This is a genomic window from Streptomyces sp. (assembly GCF_031178505.1).
Classification (GTDB): domain Bacteria; phylum Actinomycetota; class Actinomycetes; order Streptomycetales; family Streptomycetaceae; genus Streptomyces; species Streptomyces gulbargensis.
The window spans coordinates 1-16790 of the sequence record NZ_JAPSIW010000063.1 but is presented as its reverse complement, the minus strand read 5'-3'; the positions used below and the strand labels follow the sequence as shown (position 1 = coordinate 16790).

13 protein-coding genes and 2 pseudogenes are annotated in these 16790 nt (G+C 68.9%); 11 read left to right on the top strand and 4 right to left on the bottom strand.

Going from position 1 to position 16790, the window contains the following annotated elements:
- Together RIF68_RS07775 and RIF68_RS07770 are read right to left on the bottom strand one after the other, a co-directional pair.
- Positions 1–252 (bottom strand): annotated as a pseudogene (locus tag RIF68_RS07775) (hypothetical protein); the annotation flags it as partial.
- Positions 253–389: 137 nt separating this feature from the next.
- Positions 390–971, bottom strand: coding sequence for a TetR family transcriptional regulator (locus RIF68_RS07770; RefSeq protein ID WP_309050403.1), 582 nt, complete (start codon positions 969–971; stop codon positions 390–392).
- Positions 972–1067: 96 nt separating this feature from the next.
- Between RIF68_RS07770 and RIF68_RS07765 the strand changes: the two genes are divergently transcribed.
- From RIF68_RS07765 to RIF68_RS07740, 6 genes and pseudogenes are all read left to right on the top strand, one after another.
- Entirely contained in the window at positions 1068–1505 is a 438-nt protein-coding gene (locus tag RIF68_RS07765) for a VOC family protein (RefSeq protein WP_309050402.1), read from the top strand.
- Between the two features lie 342 nt (positions 1506–1847).
- Positions 1848–2363, top strand: coding sequence for a winged helix-turn-helix domain-containing protein (locus tag RIF68_RS07760; protein ID WP_309050401.1), 516 nt, complete (start codon positions 1848–1850; stop codon positions 2361–2363).
- A gap of 229 nt (positions 2364–2592) precedes the next feature.
- Positions 2593–3087, top strand: a complete 495-nt coding sequence (locus tag RIF68_RS07755; protein WP_309050400.1) for a transposase — start codon at positions 2593–2595, stop codon at positions 3085–3087.
- A 429-nt stretch (positions 3088–3516) separates the two neighbouring features.
- Entirely contained in the window at positions 3517–3972 is a 456-nt protein-coding gene (locus RIF68_RS07750) for a hypothetical protein (RefSeq protein ID WP_309050399.1), read from the top strand.
- Positions 3973–3976: 4 nt separating this feature from the next.
- Positions 3977–5890 (top strand): NB-ARC domain-containing protein, encoded by a 1914-nt coding sequence (locus RIF68_RS07745; RefSeq protein WP_309050398.1) that lies wholly within the window; start codon positions 3977–3979, stop codon positions 5888–5890.
- Positions 5891–6031: 141 nt separating this feature from the next.
- Positions 6032–6187, top strand: a pseudogene (locus tag RIF68_RS07740) (transposase); the annotation flags it as partial.
- Between the two features lie 80 nt (positions 6188–6267).
- Here the strand turns inward: RIF68_RS07740 and RIF68_RS07735 are convergent.
- Positions 6268–7632 carry a serine/threonine-protein kinase gene (locus RIF68_RS07735; RefSeq protein ID WP_309050397.1) on the bottom strand — a complete coding sequence of 455 codons (1365 nt, stop codon included), beginning with the start codon at positions 7630–7632 and terminating at the stop codon, positions 6268–6270.
- A 489-nt stretch (positions 7633–8121) separates the two neighbouring features.
- On the opposite strand from RIF68_RS07735, the gene RIF68_RS07730 reads away from it, so the two are divergent.
- Together RIF68_RS07730 and RIF68_RS07725 are read left to right on the top strand one after the other, a co-directional pair.
- Complete coding sequence (locus RIF68_RS07730; protein ID WP_309050396.1) at positions 8122–10461, top strand: glycoside hydrolase family 78 protein; 2340 nt, start codon at positions 8122–8124, stop codon at positions 10459–10461.
- Complete coding sequence (locus RIF68_RS07725) at positions 10458–11708, top strand: family 1 glycosylhydrolase (RefSeq protein ID WP_309050395.1); 1251 nt, start codon at positions 10458–10460, stop codon at positions 11706–11708. Before RIF68_RS07730 ends, RIF68_RS07725 begins: the two co-directional genes overlap by 4 nt.
- Positions 11709–12928: 1220 nt before the next feature.
- Here the strand turns inward: RIF68_RS07725 and RIF68_RS07720 are convergent.
- Positions 12929–14404, bottom strand: coding sequence for an MFS transporter (locus RIF68_RS07720; RefSeq protein WP_309050394.1), 1476 nt, complete (start codon positions 14402–14404; stop codon positions 12929–12931).
- Between the two features lie 230 nt (positions 14405–14634).
- Between RIF68_RS07720 and RIF68_RS07715 the strand changes: the two genes are divergently transcribed.
- The 3 genes from RIF68_RS07715 to RIF68_RS07705 all read left to right on the top strand — a co-directional run.
- Positions 14635–15258 (top strand): TetR/AcrR family transcriptional regulator, encoded by a 624-nt coding sequence (locus tag RIF68_RS07715; protein ID WP_309050393.1) that lies wholly within the window; start codon positions 14635–14637, stop codon positions 15256–15258.
- A gap of 434 nt (positions 15259–15692) precedes the next feature.
- Entirely contained in the window at positions 15693–16493 is an 801-nt protein-coding gene (locus RIF68_RS07710; protein WP_309050392.1) for an SDR family oxidoreductase, read from the top strand.
- Positions 16487–16790, top strand: a 304-nt coding sequence (locus RIF68_RS07705; RefSeq protein ID WP_309050391.1) for a 3-hydroxyacyl-CoA dehydrogenase NAD-binding domain-containing protein, incomplete at its 3' end; no start/stop codon positions are given. The genes RIF68_RS07710 and RIF68_RS07705, both read left to right, overlap by 7 nt.

Genomic DNA, 16790 nt, shown 5'->3' with positions numbered 1-16790 from the left:
GGCCGTGCAGGCGTTCCTGGACGGACTGACGACCAAGGCGCCGCACCATCGTGCCAGTCCCCGCCGGGTGGCGCCGGATGTCCAGCACGAACCGTTCCACCGCCTCGATGCCCTCACTCCAGCCCCGCGAGCCCCAGAGAACCACGTTCGAGGTAAGGGCCTGGGAAGCAGCCCAGTCACGTAGCCGTCGTCCGAGGCATTGAACGCGGAGATGAACGTGTCGATCGCGGACTGGGCGGTCTCTTCACGCATGCACCGGTGACATCAGTCCGCTCGCGACTCGCTCGCCCCGCGAGCCGGACGGAGCCGACGTTGGCGCCAGTAGTGATCCGCTCCTCGGACTACCGCCTTCACTGCACCGACTCGGAAGGCCGAGCGTCCGCGTGAGATCAGGCCGAGGTGCGCAGCCCCGCCAGGAGCCGGTCGAGTGCCTGCTCCGCGGCCTGCGTGTCCCCGCCCCGGGCGATCCAGAGTGCGGCCTCGTTCATCGCCCCGGAGAGCAACCGGGCCAGAGGTTCCACGGGCTGGTCAGCGATGATCCCGGCTGCGGCGAGCGCCGTCAGGGCCTCCGCGAGATGCCGGGCGGAGGACTCTTCGTCCAGGGTCCGCCACTCGTCCCAGCCCAGCACGGTCGGCGCATCGACAAGCAGTACCTGTCGCACCGCCGGGTCCGCCCCTGCGGCCAGGAAGGCCCGGCAGCCGGCCCGGAGCTGCTCCCACAGGTCCTCGTGGTCTTCGGCTGCGGTCGCGACCCGCTCGCCCAGTTCTTGCTGCACCTCGCGGACGACGGCCCGGAAGAGCCCGGCTTTGTTGTCGAAGTGGTGATAGGCGGCCCCCTTGGTGACCCCGGCGGCCTGCGCCACCTCCGCCAGTACCACGTGGTGGTACCCGTCGTTGGCGAACCGCCGCCGCCCTTCGGCCAGCAGCGCGTGCCGCGTGGCTGCCCGCTGCTCCGCCCGGCTGACTGCCATCGAGCGCATCCCCTTCCCGTTCCGCGTACCGAGGGTATGCTAGCGCTACGATTCACATACCTTGGGTATGTCAAACGCTACTGGAGGACCTCCGTCATGACGAACTCACCCACAACCAAACTCGGCGGCTTCTACCCGGTGCTCGCCAGCCGGGACGTGGCAGCCTCCCACGACTTCTACACCCGCCACCTCGGCTTCGACGCAACCTTCGAGTCGGACTGGTACGTCAGTCTGCGCCGGCCCGACACCCCCCAGTACGAGCTGGCTCTCCTCGACCACACCCACCCGACCGTCCCCGAGGGCCACCGGGCCGCGCTCCAGGGCGGTCTGCTGCTGAACTTCGAGGTGGACGACGTCGACTCCGAGCACCAGCGGCTCGTGGGTGAGGCCGGCCTGACCGAATTGCTGCCACTGCGGACGGAAGAGTTCGGCCAGCGCCACTTCATCATCGCCGCCCCAGACGGTGTGCTGATAGACGTCATCACCGTCATCCCGCCCAGCGAGGAGTACGCCTCCCAGTACACCAACACCTGACACCCAGGCCAAGGGACCTGGACACCGGAGCAACTCGCGGCCCCTGGGCCTGAGCTGTCCCGATTCTCGTGGCACCTGGTGATCGTGTGCCGGACGGAGTGTGGGGCGTCTCCTGCTGTCGCAACCAGCCGCATTCGTACTCGACGGGCCGCACGTAGTTCAGGGCGGAGCGCAGCCGCACCTCGCTGCACCAGGCGACCCACTGGAAGACCGCCCGCTCGACCACGAGCCGCGGTCCACGGCGGCGCACCGGTCTCCCCGGCCTCCACACACCCGAGTCGCTTACTGAGTTTTTCGTTAGTTCTGTGGTGGTTGGAGCTTCGGCAGTGTGAGCATGATGGTGTGTCTTCCAAGCCGCAGGAAGCTGTTGCTGATGTCTCCGTTCTGTCGTTGACGCGGCCGCTGTTGGCCGAGGCCCGTCGCATGCGCGCGGCCGAGTTGTTTGAGCAGAGACGTCCTTCATCCGAGGTTGCCCGGGCAGTGGGGCTGCATCCGGAGAGTGTGCGCCGGTGGAAACGACTGTGGGAGCAGGGCGGGGTTCAGGCATTGCGGCGTCGTCCGGCCACCGGTCGGCCGCCCAAGCTGGACGACGCCCAGCTCGAAGCGGTTCGCATTGCGCTGGAGCAGGGCGCCCAGGCGCATGGGTTCGAGGCGGACCTGTGGACGCTGGAACGGCTCGGCGTGGTGGTTGAGCGGGTGACGGGGGTGACGTTGGCACACGCCTCGGTATGGCGCCTGCTGACCGGACGGCTGGGATGGAGTCTGCAGCGGCCCAGACGCCAGGCCGTCGAGCGGGGCGAGTCCGAGATCGCCCGATGGGTCGCCCACGAGTGGCCGCGCATCAAAAGGGGGCGGTGAAGAAACGTGCCTGGATCGTGTTCTTCGACGAATCAGGCGTATCGCTGCTGCCCGAGGTGCGTCGCACCTACGCACCCCGCGGCCGCACTCCGCTCTTGCGGCACCGGCTGAACTGGAGACGAGCCGGGATGGCCGCCGCGCTGGGCTACCACGCCGCCGACGCCGAACGCGCCCGCGGCTGTGCTTCCACCTCGAGCCAGGCAGCTACGACACCTCTTCCCTGATCGAGGTGCTGGAACAGATCAGGACCTTCTACGCCCGCGAGCCGGTGGTGTTGGTATGGGACGGACTGTCCGCCCACTGGAGCCGGGGCATGCGGGCCTGGGTGGCCGAGCAGGACTGGCTCATCCTCGAGCGGCTGCCGGCCTACGCACCCGAACTCAACCCGGTCGAACTGCTGTGGTCGGCCATCAAGACCCGCGAGCAGGCCCACCTCGCCGGCGACCACCTCGCCGATGTCGCCGACGCCGCCAAACGCGGCATCCACCGAGTCTGCTCCAGCGAACGGTGGCGGACCTGCCGCCGCCGCTCCGGCCGGATGAAAGGGCCGGAGCGGCGGTGCGGGCCGGTGGCGGCCTGGGCGGTGCGAGCAACTCCCATGGTCCTTCCTCGCCCACACCGGCCTGACCCTTCATCCCCAAACACCACAGAACTAACGAAAACTCAGGTAGTTGTCGTGGGTGGCCTTCTTCGTCCACCGGGGCTGCTTGCGAGTGCGGCCTGACCGCGCTGTTCTGGTCGAACGTCAACCCGTACGGCACCTTCCGCCGACCGCCAGTCGGCATGGACAGCGACAACCGCCATGCGCAGACACGCTGAAGGGCTTCGCTGACCTCGATGGTTTGTAGCGTGTTACAGGTCCGCTGCTTCGGTGATTACTCCACCCACGAACTCGGCATCCATCCGGACCACGACCCGCACCGGGACGTCGGCTCTTCAGCCCGCTGACAGCGATGGCCTACTCGGAGCGGAAATGCACGCGCGTGCCGTCTGGCACCACACCGTCGTTGTGGCCATCGCGTCGCGGGCCCGATGTGGCCCGCAGGTAGTGAATCATCGGCATCAGCTTCGTACTTTGGGATTTGGCATGCGCGAACAAAGGGCATTCTCGTAGCGTGTCCGTGGACGGTCAGCTGGGACGAGGGGGTTCGCGATGGATCCGGTATCGGTGGGGTTACTGGCAGCGTTGGCAGGTGGCGCCGGCGGTGAGATCGGCCGTCAGGCGTGGGTGGGGCTGAGCACGCTGGTGCGGCACCCGCTCCGAGGTGGCCAGGACGCCGACGAAAATTCGGCGGTGAGCTCGGGCGAGGCGGAGCTGACGGAGTTGGAGCGGGTTCCGGCCGATCCAGTGCGCGCGCAGGCGCTGAGTACCGCGCTTGCGCTGCGGGCTGCGAGGGACGCCGATTTCCGCCTCGGCCTTGAGCGGTGGCACGAGCAGGCAGGGCTGCTGCGCAGCGGCGACAGCAAGGTGGACAACACGATCAGCGGCGGCATCTTCCACGGCACGACACTGCAGGGCAGAGACTTCTCCGGGATCTCCTTCACCACCGCGCCCGCGTCTCCACCTCCATCGTCCCCCGACCACGAAACCCCCTCCGCGCAGGGATAAAGGCATGCCCGACGCAGTCCCCCAGGGCGAGGGGGAGGCAGACGCCGCGGTGTCGAACGAGATCAGCGGTGGATTCTTCTTCAACACGGTGGTCCAAGGCCGGGACATCCAGGTACATCTGCCACTGGAGATCACCCCCGCGCTGTCCGGCCTTCCTCCCGCCTCGCCCGCTTTCACCGGCCGCGACCGACAGGTCGAGGAGTTGCTGGAACTGCTGGAACCTGGCAAGGAGCCTCTGCAGGCCGTCTTGATCGCGGCGGTCGCGGGACTTGCCGGCGTCGGCAAGACCGAACTGGCCGTGCAGACCGCTGCACGCGCGCTCAAGCGACCAGGCTGGTTCCCCGGCGGTGTCCTGTTCGTGGACATGTTCGGATACGACACGGAGCGCCGAGTGTCTCCCGAACGCGCCCTGGACGGCCTGCTGCGCGCGTTGGGTATACCCAAGGAACACATCCCTGCCGAACTGCAGGACCGCTCCCGGTTGTACCGCAGCGTGCTGGCCGCCTTCGCCGAGCAGAACCGCAGAATTCTGGTCATCGTCGACAACGTCTTCACTGCCGAGCAGGCCCGCCCTCTGCTTCCCACTGACGGCGCCACGGGAGCCCTGCTCACCTCCCGACACACCCTGGACCTCGACGCCCGTCTACACGACTTGGACGCCCTCGGCGAGGACGACTCGGTCGAGCTGCTCCGCCAGGTCCTCCTGCAAGCTCGCGGCCCCGCCGACACGCGGGTCGACAAGGGCCCCGAGCACGCCGCCGCGATCGCCCGGCTGTGTGGCGGACTCCCCCTCGCGCTGCGCATCGCCGCCGCCCTGCTCGCCGACGCCCCCACCCGCCCCCTGTCATCTCTCGTGCGGGCCCTGGAGGCCGCACACGCCCGACTGGACCGATTACGGCGCGAGGACCACGGGGTACGTGCCGCCTTCGACCTGTCCTACCAGCACCTGAGCAACGATCACACTCGACTATTCCGGCTGCTGCCACTCAACGTCGGCCCAGACCTGTCGACCGACTCCGCCGCGCACTTGGCCGACACCGACCAAGCACGCACCGAGGAACTGCTGCAGGATCTTGCCCGCGCCCATCTGATCGAACACGGACGCACCTGGGGCCGCTGGCGTCTGCACGACCTGGTGCGCCTTTACGCCGACGAGCTTGGCCATCAGCACGCCCACGCCGACCACCGCGATGCCGCCGAATACCGCCTGCACCGACACTATGTGATGACATCCAGAGCCGCCCGCTCACACATAATTGCAAAGGAGCGTTTAACTCCTCTGCACGAGCCAGCTTCTCCGAGCTTCACTGGCCTCTCTGAGGCCATCAAGTGGTTTGATGAAGAATACTCGAATCTGACCGCTATGATCACTGCCGCCCCGGCGCGCGGCAGGGCAGTTACAGCCACAGTACTTGCGGGGTTTGCAGCCCCGCACCTCAGAAGGGAACTTCACCTCAGGAACCTCCTCGCGATTTCCGAAACGGTAAAGAATCTCTCCCTTAAGCGTGCAGATACCCCGTCACGACTGGGCATGACGCTACTCATGGTCAGCTACGAGCTAGATCGAGCGCATTACAAGCTGGATGCAATAAACTTGCTCATGGATGCCGTTGAGTTCTTCCGTGAGTGCGAAAAGCCTGCTGCCGAAGCCACGGCTATAGCGGAAATCCGTCACCACCTACTCGGCATTCACCGGTCGGGCGCCCTGTCCAAGACCTGCGCTTTGAGGCTCCTTCGCCTAATCGTCGCGCACACTCATTGCGTGGACGCCAAACATGAGGAACAGAAAAGCGTTCGTTCTCGGATATGCTGGTGTCGCCTGTGCTGGAAGTGGCGGATCGCGGAAGCCAACAAGAACATCCAGCGTAAAGGCCATAACGAATTGCTCGTTCATGGACTCCCCGGATCTTTGCCCTAACCCCGACCCCGATCTATTCGCGCGGGTCTCAAGAACACGTTCGTTTCATAGGTGGTCACTGTTGAACCGTGCGACCTATAACTGATCGTTTCAGAATGAGTTGAGCTGCGGCTCTTGCGCTCGACGATCTTGGTGGGCAAGGTGTCCGAGGTGCGTGCTGATCTTGTTCCGGACGACCTGTGGGAGCGGGTGGCCCCGTTGCTACCACCCGCTCCCGAACGACGCCACCGGCATCCCGGGCGGTTGCGTGTTCCTGACCGAACAGCACTCGTCGGCGTCCTGTTCGTGCTGCGGACCGTCCAGGTGTCGGAATCTCGGGGGTCACTCCAGTTGTCTTCGCCACCCAGAACAGCATCCTGTGGACCAGCCGCGCTGGTTCAATCCGTTCGGAAGGGTCTCAATGACGGCCAGTCGGTGAGGGGGCGTGGTTCTTGGAGGCGGCCCTTGCCGGAGCGATCGCCCGCGATGTGGACGAGCAGGTACTGATCACCGGAGAAGACCCAGAAGCGATGCCCGTCACCGGGAACCGGCAGGACCGCGTCGATCTCGTTCGTGAAACCGTCCAGGCCACCGAACGTCTTGCGCCACTGCGCGATCGGGGCAGGCCCGCCCACCCGCCGCGCCGACGCCGGGTCCGCACCCGTCTCGACGACCATGTACTCACTGCCGGCGAACACCCAGAACCTGCCTTGCACACCCGGAACCGGCATCACCGCGTCCACCCGCGAGACCGCATGGGTGCCGGTGGACGTCCGCCCGGTCTGCTCGGGCGAACCAGGGCCGGAGTCGTCTCCGGCGACGTATGCGGTCACACCCGCTCCGGCGAGGAGCACCGCCACGGCGATCGCCCCTGTGATCGCCGTGCGCCGCCGGTTCGCGCGCGGTGGCCGCACCGGCTGCCGCAGTGTGGCCTGCACCGTTTGGGGAGCGCCGTCGACTATCGACCGCAGCGCGTCTGCGAGCTGTGTGCTGGACGGGCGCTTGGCGGGGTCTTTGTCCAGCAACTGCTCGATGACGTCGCCCAGCGGGCCCCGGACGTGAACGGAGGGCGGTTCGAAGGCGACGGCGAACGAGGTTGCCGTGAGGTCCGCACGGGCGAAGGGGGTCTGACCGGAGGCGAGGAAACACAGGGTGACGCCGAGGGAGAACAGGTCGCTGGCCGGTCCGGCGGGCTGATCGCGCAGGCGTTCCGGGGCCATATACTCGGCCGAGCCGACCACGCCCCCAGTGCCCGTAAGCCCTGTGTGACCGGACAGGGCGGCGATACCGAAGTCGGTGAGCACGCTGCTGCCGTCCGCGCGCAGAAGCACGTTGGCCGGTTTCACGTCACGGTGCAGCGCACCGGCCGCGTGGACCGCCTCCAACGCGGACAGGACCTCCAGGCCAACACGGGCTGTTTGCACTGGTGACAGGGGCCCGCCAGATCGCACTCGCTCGCTCAGCGAGCCACCCGGCACCAGTTCCATGACGATCCAGAAGCCACCGTCGAACTCCACCAGATCGTAGATGTCGATGACATGCGCATGTGTCACCCGGGCGATCGCCCGTGCCTCCGACAGCACACGCCGCATCGACGCCTGCTGCTCGTGCCCCCCACCCGCGGCATGGAGTTCCTTGACGGCCACCGTCCGCTGCAACAGGTGGTCCCAGGCACGCCACACGGTGCCCATACCGCCGCTGCCCAGTCGGTCGGCGAGCACGTATCTGTCGGCGACGACTCGCCCGCCCACTCTTTCGATCACGACGAGACAATGTACATGCCGACTTCCAGAGTGATTCGGGTGATCACCTGCGGAGCCAGATGATGAGAGTTGCTGCGGTGGTGGTGCCGAAGAAGACGTAACCGTGCTTGTCACAACGTGTGGTGACCGCCCAACTCGCCGTCTGGCCGCGGCCGGCGGTGACAACAGTGCCCTGTGGCCCGGACTGGAACACGCAGGCGTCGCCCGCAAAGGCGCGGCCATGGCCGCGGGTCTGCGGCAGTAGTGCGGGAAGCAGCTCGGCCGCATCATGCAGGGACAGCCCGATCGGCCCGTGCGGGAACCGCCGCGGGTGGGCAGGGCACAGGGCCGTGAAGGCACTTTGTGCGCCTCGCGCACTACAGGGCCTGTGGCTGATCACCGCGCAACTCCCCGCGCCGACCTGAGAATGCGCAGCTCGCCGCCTTACCGGCCCCTCTCGTGACGCACGCCACACCTGCGAATGCTTAGCCATCACTAGGTATTAGTTGCATGATGGCCGCCATGCTCCACCACTGGACCGCGCAGGTCGTCAGTCCCCGTCCCCTCGCCCCCTCTTCCCCCTCCGCCTCCTCGGCCGCCGAAGGGGCCCGCCCCGCCGCGCTGCTGCGCGGAGAGTTCACCGCGCGAGCAGCCGTCCGGTCGGCCCGGCTCCTGGTCACCGCGCTCGGCGTCTACGAACTCGAGGTCAACGGCACGGTGGTGGGCGACCACGTCCTGGCGCCCGGCTGGACGAGCTACCGCCACCGCCACCGCTACCAGTCCTTCGACGTCACCGCCCTGGTCCGCGAGGGCCCGGGCGCCTGGGGCGCCCATCTGGCCGACGGCTGGTACCGGGGCCTGCTCGGGTTCAACGGCGGCACCCGGGACATCTACGGCGAGCACACCGGACTCCTCGCCGAACTGCGCATCGAGTACGCCGACGGCTCCACCGACACCGTCGCCACCGGGAAAGGCTGGCGCTGGAGCCCCGGGCCCGTCCGTGCCGCAGGTCTGTACGAGGGCGAGGAGTACGACGCCCGCCGCGAGCAGGCCGGCTTCAGCGAACCGGGATTCGACGACTCGGCGTGGCAGCCGGTGGAGATCCTGGACTTCGACACCGCCGTCCTCTTCCCGGCCGACAGCCCACCGGTGCGCCGCATCGAGCACCTCGCGCCCGTCTCCGTGACCGTCTCGCCCACGGGCCGGACCATCCTCGACTTCGGCCAGAACCTCGTCGGACGGCTGCGCATCCGCTTCCGCGGCGAGGCCGGCCGCACGGTCACCCTGCGCCATGCCGAGGTCCTGGAGGACGGCGACCTCTGCACCCGTCCGCTGCGGCACGCCACCGCCACCGACCGCTACGTCCTGCGCGGCGACCCCGCGGGCGAGGAGTGGGAGCCCCGCTTCACCTTCCACGGCTTCCGCTACGCCGAGGTCGAGGGATGGCCCGGCGACCTCGACCCCGCCGACGTCACGGCCGTCGTCCTCCACAGCGACCTGCGCCGCACGGGCTGGTTCTCCTGCTCGGACGACTCCCTCAACCGCCTGCAGGAGAACGTGGTGTGGGGAATGCGCGGCAACTTCGTCGACGTACCCACCGACTGCCCGCAGCGCGACGAGCGCCTCGGCTGGACCGGCGACGTCCAGGTCTTCGCCCCCACCGCCGCCTTCCTCCACGACGTCCGCGACTTCCTGCGCTCCTGGCTGCGCGACCTCGCCGCCGACCAGGGCGACGACGAACGCGGCGTGCCCCCGGTGTTCAGCCCCGGCATCCCGGTGATCACGCCGGTGCCCGTCCCGCCCGGCAACCCGCCGATGGCCGGTTGGTGCGACGCGGCCGTCATCGTCCCCTGGGTGCTGTACGAGCGGTACGGCGACACCGAGGTGCTGCGCGCCCAGTACGCCTCGATGCGGGCCTGGGTCGACGCCGTCGACCGGATCGCCGGGCCGGCCCGGATCTGGGGCGAGGGGTTCCAGTTCGGCGACTGGCTGGACCCGACCGCCCCGGCGGACGACCCGGGCCGCGCCATGACGTCGTCCACCCTGGTCGCCACGGCGTACTTCGCGCACTGCGCGCGGCTGCTGGCCCGCACCGCCGAGGTCCTGGAGCACGAGGACGACGCGGCGCGCCACCACGCCCTGGCCGACGCGGTCCGCGACGCCTTCCTCGCCCGCTTCCACGCCGGAGGCGGACGGCTCACGGAGGAGACCCAGACGGCCTACGCCCTCGCCCTGTGCTTCCGGCTGCTGGAGGACGACGCCGACCGAGTGGAGGCCGGACGCCGGCTGGCCGGACTGGTGGCGGGGCGCGGGCACCGCATCGGCACCGGCTTCCTCGGCACGCCCCTGGTGTGCGACGCGCTCACCGACACCGGACACGTGGACACCGCCTACCGGCTGCTGACCCAGCGGTCCTGCCCCTCGTGGCTGTACCAGGTCGACATGGGCGCCACCACCGTGTGGGAACGCTGGGACAGCATGCTGCCCGACGGGGGCGTGAATCCCGGGGAGATGACCTCCTTCAACCACTACGCGCTCGGCGCGGTCGCCGACTGGATGCACCGCACGGTCGCCGGTCTGGCCCCCGCCGAGCCGGGCTACCGGCGGCTGCTGCTCCGTCCCCGCCCCGGGGGCGGCCTCACTTGGGCCCGGGCCGAGCACGACACGCCGTACGGCCGCGCCGAGATCGGCTGGCGGTGCGAGGGCGGCACCCTGCACGTCGACGTCCTCGTGCCGCCCGAGGTCACCGCGACGGTCGATCTGCCGGGCACAGAGCCCACGGAGATCGGACCCGGCCGGCACGCCTTCTGGACCCCGTTCCCCGCAGCTCAGTACTGGGAGCAGACATGACACACACCACCCTGCCCGACACCTTCCTGTGGGGCGTCGCCACCGCAGGCCACCAGAACGAGGGCCACAACAGCGCCGGCGACACCTGGTTCCTGGAGCACACCACGCCCTCGCTGTTCCGCGAGCCCAGCGGAGCGGCCTGCGAGGGCTACCAGCAGTGGGCGACCGACCTCGACCTGGCCGCCGGTCTCGGCCTCAACGCCTTCCGGTTCTCCGTCGAATGGGCCCGCGTCGAACCGGAACGCGGTGTCGTCTCCGCCGACGCCCTCGACCACTACGAACGCAAGGTCGACGGGTGCCTCGAACGCGGCCTGGCCCCCCTCGTGACGTTCAGCCACTTCACCGCACCGCACTGGTTCGCCGCGGCCGGCTCCTGGACCGCCGACGACGCCCCGGCACGCTTCGCCGAGCAGTGCGACCGCGTCATGGCCCGCTTCGGCGACCGCATCGCGTACGCCGTCACCCTCAACGAACCCAACCTGGAACAGCTGCTCCAGGCGGGCGCGAAGCTCCCGGCCGAGGCGGAAGAACTCAAGACGCAGATGCTCGCGGCCGCCGCACGCGCCGCCGGAAGCGACACCTACGCCAGCGCGAACGTCATCCCCGCCCACCGGCAGGACGAGTTCCAGGCGGCGTTCACCCGTGCCCACCGCGCCGCCCGCGACGCGATCAAGGCCCGCCGCGGCGACCTGCCCGTCGGCGTCTCGATCGCCATCGCCGACGAAGTGGCGCTGCCCGGCGGCGAGGAACGCCGGGACGCCAAGCGCGCCGCGGTCTACGACCACTGGCTGCGCGAGGCCCGCCACGACGACTTCATCGGCGTGCAGAACTACGAGCGCATCGTCCACGGCCCCGACGGCGAGGTTCCCGGAGACGGCGAGCTCAACGGCATGGGCACGGCCATCGCACCCGAGTCCCTCGCCGGCGCGGTGCGCTACGCCCACGAGGTGGCGGGAGTGCCGGTCCTCGTGACCGAGCACGGCATCCAGACCTCCAACGACGCACAGCGCGCCGCCTTCGTCCCCGCCGCGGTCCACGGGCTCGCGGCCGAGGCTGGCGCGGGCACGCCCGTCCTCGGCTACTGCCACTGGACGCTCATGGACAACTTCGAGTGGATCTTCGGCTACGGGGCTCAGCTCGGGCTGCACGAGGTCGACCGCGAGACGTTCCAACGCCGCCCGAAGCCGAGCGCGAAGGCCTACGCGGAGGTGGTGCGAAGCTACCGAGGTATGGCCGCCGACAGCTGAATCCGAATTCGGATGGCCGAGGAGTACGGTGCGGGCTGTGCATGTTCGGCTGCGGCGGCAGACTGAGGGCAGAAGGGCCGAGCAGGGAGCGCACATCGGTGTAACGTCGGCCCTGCCGGAGGAGAGGGTGTCGAAGATCCGGGCGACCGGAGCGCCGTCGGATCAAGGCACCAGCCCGGCTCGCCGCCGCGGACGAAGGCGACGATGGCTTCGCTGGTCCGCCGGAACGGGGATCACCGCCTGCCGCGCTTGCCCAGGCGCTCGCGGATGGCGTGGGAGCGGTGGACCTCGTCGGCCGGGGACCAAGTCCGGCCTGGTGCGGGACCGTCCTGAACTAGCCGACAGGGGGCACGTAGGTGGGCCATGATGGCGGTGAAGGCAGGTGCCTCGTCGGCCTGGGCTGCCGTGAGACGAACGCGAGGCATCGGCCGCAGTCGTCGGCAACGAGGTGGACTTCCTGCTCAGTCCCACGGCAGCGGCCGACGGCGTGGTCGTCCGGTCCCCGGCCGGGCCCCGTTACCTTCAAGTGGCCTCTCAAAGAGGCTCCCGGCCTTCGCGTCGGCCCCGGTACGATTTGAGTCCCCAGTCGAGATGATCGAAAAGGTGTTGTCGCCAGCGCCGGAGGCATCGGCAGACCGCTGATCAGAAGCACGAGCGCCGATCCCCACAACCCATGCGGCAGTCTCTTCCAAGGTGGACGCCTGCACGCTGATGCCGCAGGTGAGGCGGGGAACAGGCAGGGGCGGGAGCGATGGCCGTATCGGTCGAAACTGACGTCGGCGTCCATCTGGGGCTGGATGTCGGCAAGGGCGAACGTCACGCCGCCGCCGTCAATGGCGCTGGGAAGAAGACGTTCGACAAGCCGCAGCCCTCGTCGCACTCGCCCGGCGCCACATCGAGGTCCTCTTCGCGATGCTTTGAGACTGCACGTTCTGCCAGTCGCACACTCCGGCTGCAGCTTGACGAAGCCATGGAGGCACCTTTTGCGGGCATCGACCGGGTGCTGGGGGACGAACGATGGTGGGTCCACCGAGACGACCCGGTTCAGGTCTTCGACCGCGTCGGCATGGGGCATCAGGCTGTGAATGCCCGCTTCCCGTGCTGTCGGAGGCCCCCCACACGCGCAACCGGTCGCAGACACCTCGCCGTTCTCGTACATCTCCGGCCGGTGGACCAACTGCGTTCCGGTCTGGGAGTTGCAAGAGAGCGTGTCGATGACCTCACGATGAGGTGGCGGGGGCAGCGTCGGTCTCCGCGGGGTCCCGCAGTGGCGGGATGAACAGTGAGATCGCCAACGTCAGCGCGGTGAGCAGCGCTCCGGTCCAGAAGAGCCAGGCGTAGCCGCCGTCCTGGTAGAAGGCGGTGCCGTCCACGACGGTGCTGTGTGTGGCGAGGGCGGCGAACGAGAGGGCGGTGACGATGGCGCCGAAGAAGTTGATGAGCATGTTGAGCATGCCGCTGCCCATGCCTTGCTCGTCCTTGGAGACCACACCGACGACCAGCACTGGTGCTCCCGCGACGACGAGACCGGCGCCGAGGTTGGCCAGGCACGAGGTGAGGACGAGTTGGGTCTCGTCGGCATGGAAGAAGCCGACCAGACCGTATCCGACCCCCATCAGGGCCAGCCCGGCCCACCAGAGCAGGCGGGCGTCGATCGTGCGCAGCAGACGGCTGGCAATGATGCCGGCCCCGAACATCACCACGTTCCAGGTGACGCTGACGACGGCGTTGTGCTGCGCGGTCCATCCGAGTCCGGCTGAGACCCCGGGGATGTGCGGGTAGAGGGCGAGCAGGATCGCCATGCTGGGCATCGTGTAGGCGACGGACTGTGCGAGCCCACCGGTGACGAGGACCAGGGCGACCGGGCGGCGGCTGAGCACCTTCAGCTCCAGAATCGGGTGGGCACTGGAGCGTTCCACGAAGAAGAAGACGACCAGTGCGGCCAGGCCGGCGGTGAGCCAGCCGAGAGTCTTGGTGTCGCCCCACCTCCAGCTCTCCCCCTGGCCGACCGCGTAGACGACCGCGGTCAGGCCGCCGCCGAGGACCAGGCCGCCGAGCCAGTCAAAGCCGGGCCGGCGGTCGTGCCGCGGGGTCTGCGGCACCAGGAGGGCGATCAGCGCGAAGCCGACGGCGGACGCAGCGGCCAGGAACCACATCACGCCTTCGTAGCCCCAGCCGTCGACCAGCCAGCCGGCCAGGAACGGCGCGGCCAGGGCCACCAGACCGACGCTGCTGCCGAGGACAGCGCTGGCCGGTTTCACCAACCGGGCGGGAAAGATGTCCCGCACAGCGGGGAAGGACAGGGCGGCGAACGGGCCGTAGCAACCGGCGACGGCCCGTCCGACCAGCAGGAGCCAAAAGCTGCCCGCCATCGCGGCGATGACGTCGCCGAGGACCCCCAAGGCGGTCATCGCAAGCATGAGCCGCTTCTTGCCGTACCGGTCACCCAGTTTCATCACGAACGGCGTCAGCAGCGTCGAGATCAGGACGACGGTCAGACCGAACCAGGCCACATGGGTGGTGCGGAAGCTCTGCGCCACGCTGGCGGTCGCATTGGCCCCCAGTATGCCGGCAGCGGCCAGGAGCTGGGTCGGCCAGATGAGCGCGACGAGTACGGCGACCAGTCGCGGCGTCCATCTCTCGGTGCCTTCGGACGATGCTGCGTCGAGCGAGGGGCTAGCAGACGTGGGTGTCATGGAGCCGCCTCCTTTCGCGAACAGGGGGGGGAGGCCGGGGCGTGGGAGGAATGGCCACAGGCTCGAAACTTTCCCTCGCTTTCGGATGATGATGAAGCCAATACTTAGTGCACGCTAGGCATTGAGCTAGTGGCGCACGTCACACCGGACGGAGTCGGCAGCGCGGGATCTCCATCACGGCAGCAGCACTCCCGCGCTGGTCGGCGACGACACTCGGTACGGTTGTCCACATGGGGACACCACGGGGGCCGCGGGGCGGCTACGCGACGGGGCTGGCGAGGCGCAACCAGATCCTCGAGGCCGCGCTGCTGCGCTTCGGCCAGGACGGTTACCGCAAGACCTCACTGGCCGCTGTCGCCCGCGACGCCGGAATCACCGACGCCGGACTCCTCCACCACTTCCGCGACAAACAGCAATTGCTGCTGGCCGTCGTGCAGTACTGGCACCAGCGGCTCGACGAGCAGTGGGCACGCGTGTCCGACTCGGTACGGGACGCCTTCCGCTGCCACTTGGACGACACCGCCGACATCCTCACCATGCCGGGAATCCTCGAACTCGCCGTCGTGGTGGGTGCCGAGGCCACGGCACCGGACCACCCCGCGCACGACTTCTTCTCCCAGTGGCAGGAGAAAGGCGTGCGGGAACTCGCGGACCGCCTGCACGCCGGCGCCGCGTCGGGCGAGCTCAAGTCGGGCCTGGACCCTGAGAGCATCGCCCGGGAGTGCGCGGCGCTCGACTCCGGCCTGCGGGTCCAGTGGCTGGCCAGCGGACGTTCCTTCGACTTGGTCGCCGTGATGCGCGCACACCTGGACCGCCTGATGCGCCAGATCTCCGCCGACGGCGAGGGGCTGTAGCGCGCAGGGAAACACAAGAGCCGGTCGGACACATGCGGGCCGGCTGGGCCTGTCGGCGGTGCTGCCCGACTGCCGGGTGATCAGTACAAGCTTCCGGGTACTCCTTCAACTCTCGGGGCGCCGGCGACCACGTCAGCACCCCCGTCCGGGCAGGGGTACAGAGGCCCGAACGGGCCGACCGTCAACGGCGCCTCCCGCCATAGCGGCCCTCTGCCGATCCCATTCACGCGTCCCAGGCGAGCCGGGGATATTCAACTGGACCGCTGCCGGAGCCCAGCCTCCGGCTACCAGAGCGCAAAGACGGCCCGGCGGCGTTACCACCCGAGCCATGTGGCGGCGGATTACGCACGGCCCATTGACCACGAGCAGAACCAGCCCTACGTTGAACCGCACTCCGGCACGATTGATTCGCATCACGGAACCTGGGGGTTCTCGTGGCACTCGCTCCTGCTGTTTCCCCTCTCTCCCGCTTCACGGTGGAGCGGCGTTCCATCGTCATCACCGGCGCCACCGGCGCCCTCGGCAGTGCGGCGGCACGCGCCCTGAACGCCCTGGGCGCTCGGCTCACCCTCGCCGGTGGCAACGCCGGCAAGCTCGACGCGCTGACCGCGGAACTGGGCGGCCCCGGACCGGTCGAGACCGTCCGGCACAGGCCAGATACTCCGGCCGATGCCGAGGCGATCCTCTCCGCCGCCGTGTCGGCCTACGGCGACGTGCACGGACTGCTTGTCGCCTCCGGTATGAACCACGTCGCGCCGATCACCGAGATGAAGGTCGAGGACTTCGACGCCGTGCAGTCGGCGAACGTTCGCGGCTCCTGGCTCATGTGCCAGGCGGCGGGGCGGCACATGCTCGGCCACGGCAGCGGAGGCAGCGTGGTACTGGTGTCCTCCACTCGCGGCCGGCTGGGCCACCCCGCCGGATACTCCGCTTACTGCCCCTCCAAGGCCGCGGTCGACCTGCTCGGCCGCAGTCTCGCCGCCGAGTGGGGCGGTTCCGGAGTCCGGGTGAACGTGCTGGCTCCCACCGTGTTCCGCTCGGAGCTGACCGCCTGGATGTACGAGCAGGACGAGAAGGCCACCGCGACCCGCGAGGCCATGCTCGCCCGCATCCCACTGGGCCAGCTGGCCGAACCGGAGGACTTCACCGGAGCATTGATCTATCTGCTCAGCGACGCCTCGTCCTTCGTCACCGGACAGGTGCTGTACCTGGACGGGGGGTACACCGCATGCTGACCGTCGCCGTCGTCGGCGCGGGCCTGATGGGCCGCGGCATAGCAGAGGTGTTCGCCGGAGCGGGCCATCCAGTACGTCTCCACGACCTCGACGCCGCCACCCTGCACAGCGCGGTCGACAGCCTGCGGAACACCGAAGGTGCCGTCGACGGCAGCACCGACCTCGCCGAAGCAGTCGCGGGAGCCGGCCTCGTCGTCGAGGCCGTCGCCGAGAACCTGGCGGCCGAGCAGGACCTGTTCGCCGAGCTCGACCGCCTGCTGCGCTGCCTCGTCGACCGGGCGATCGCCCTCGCCCGCG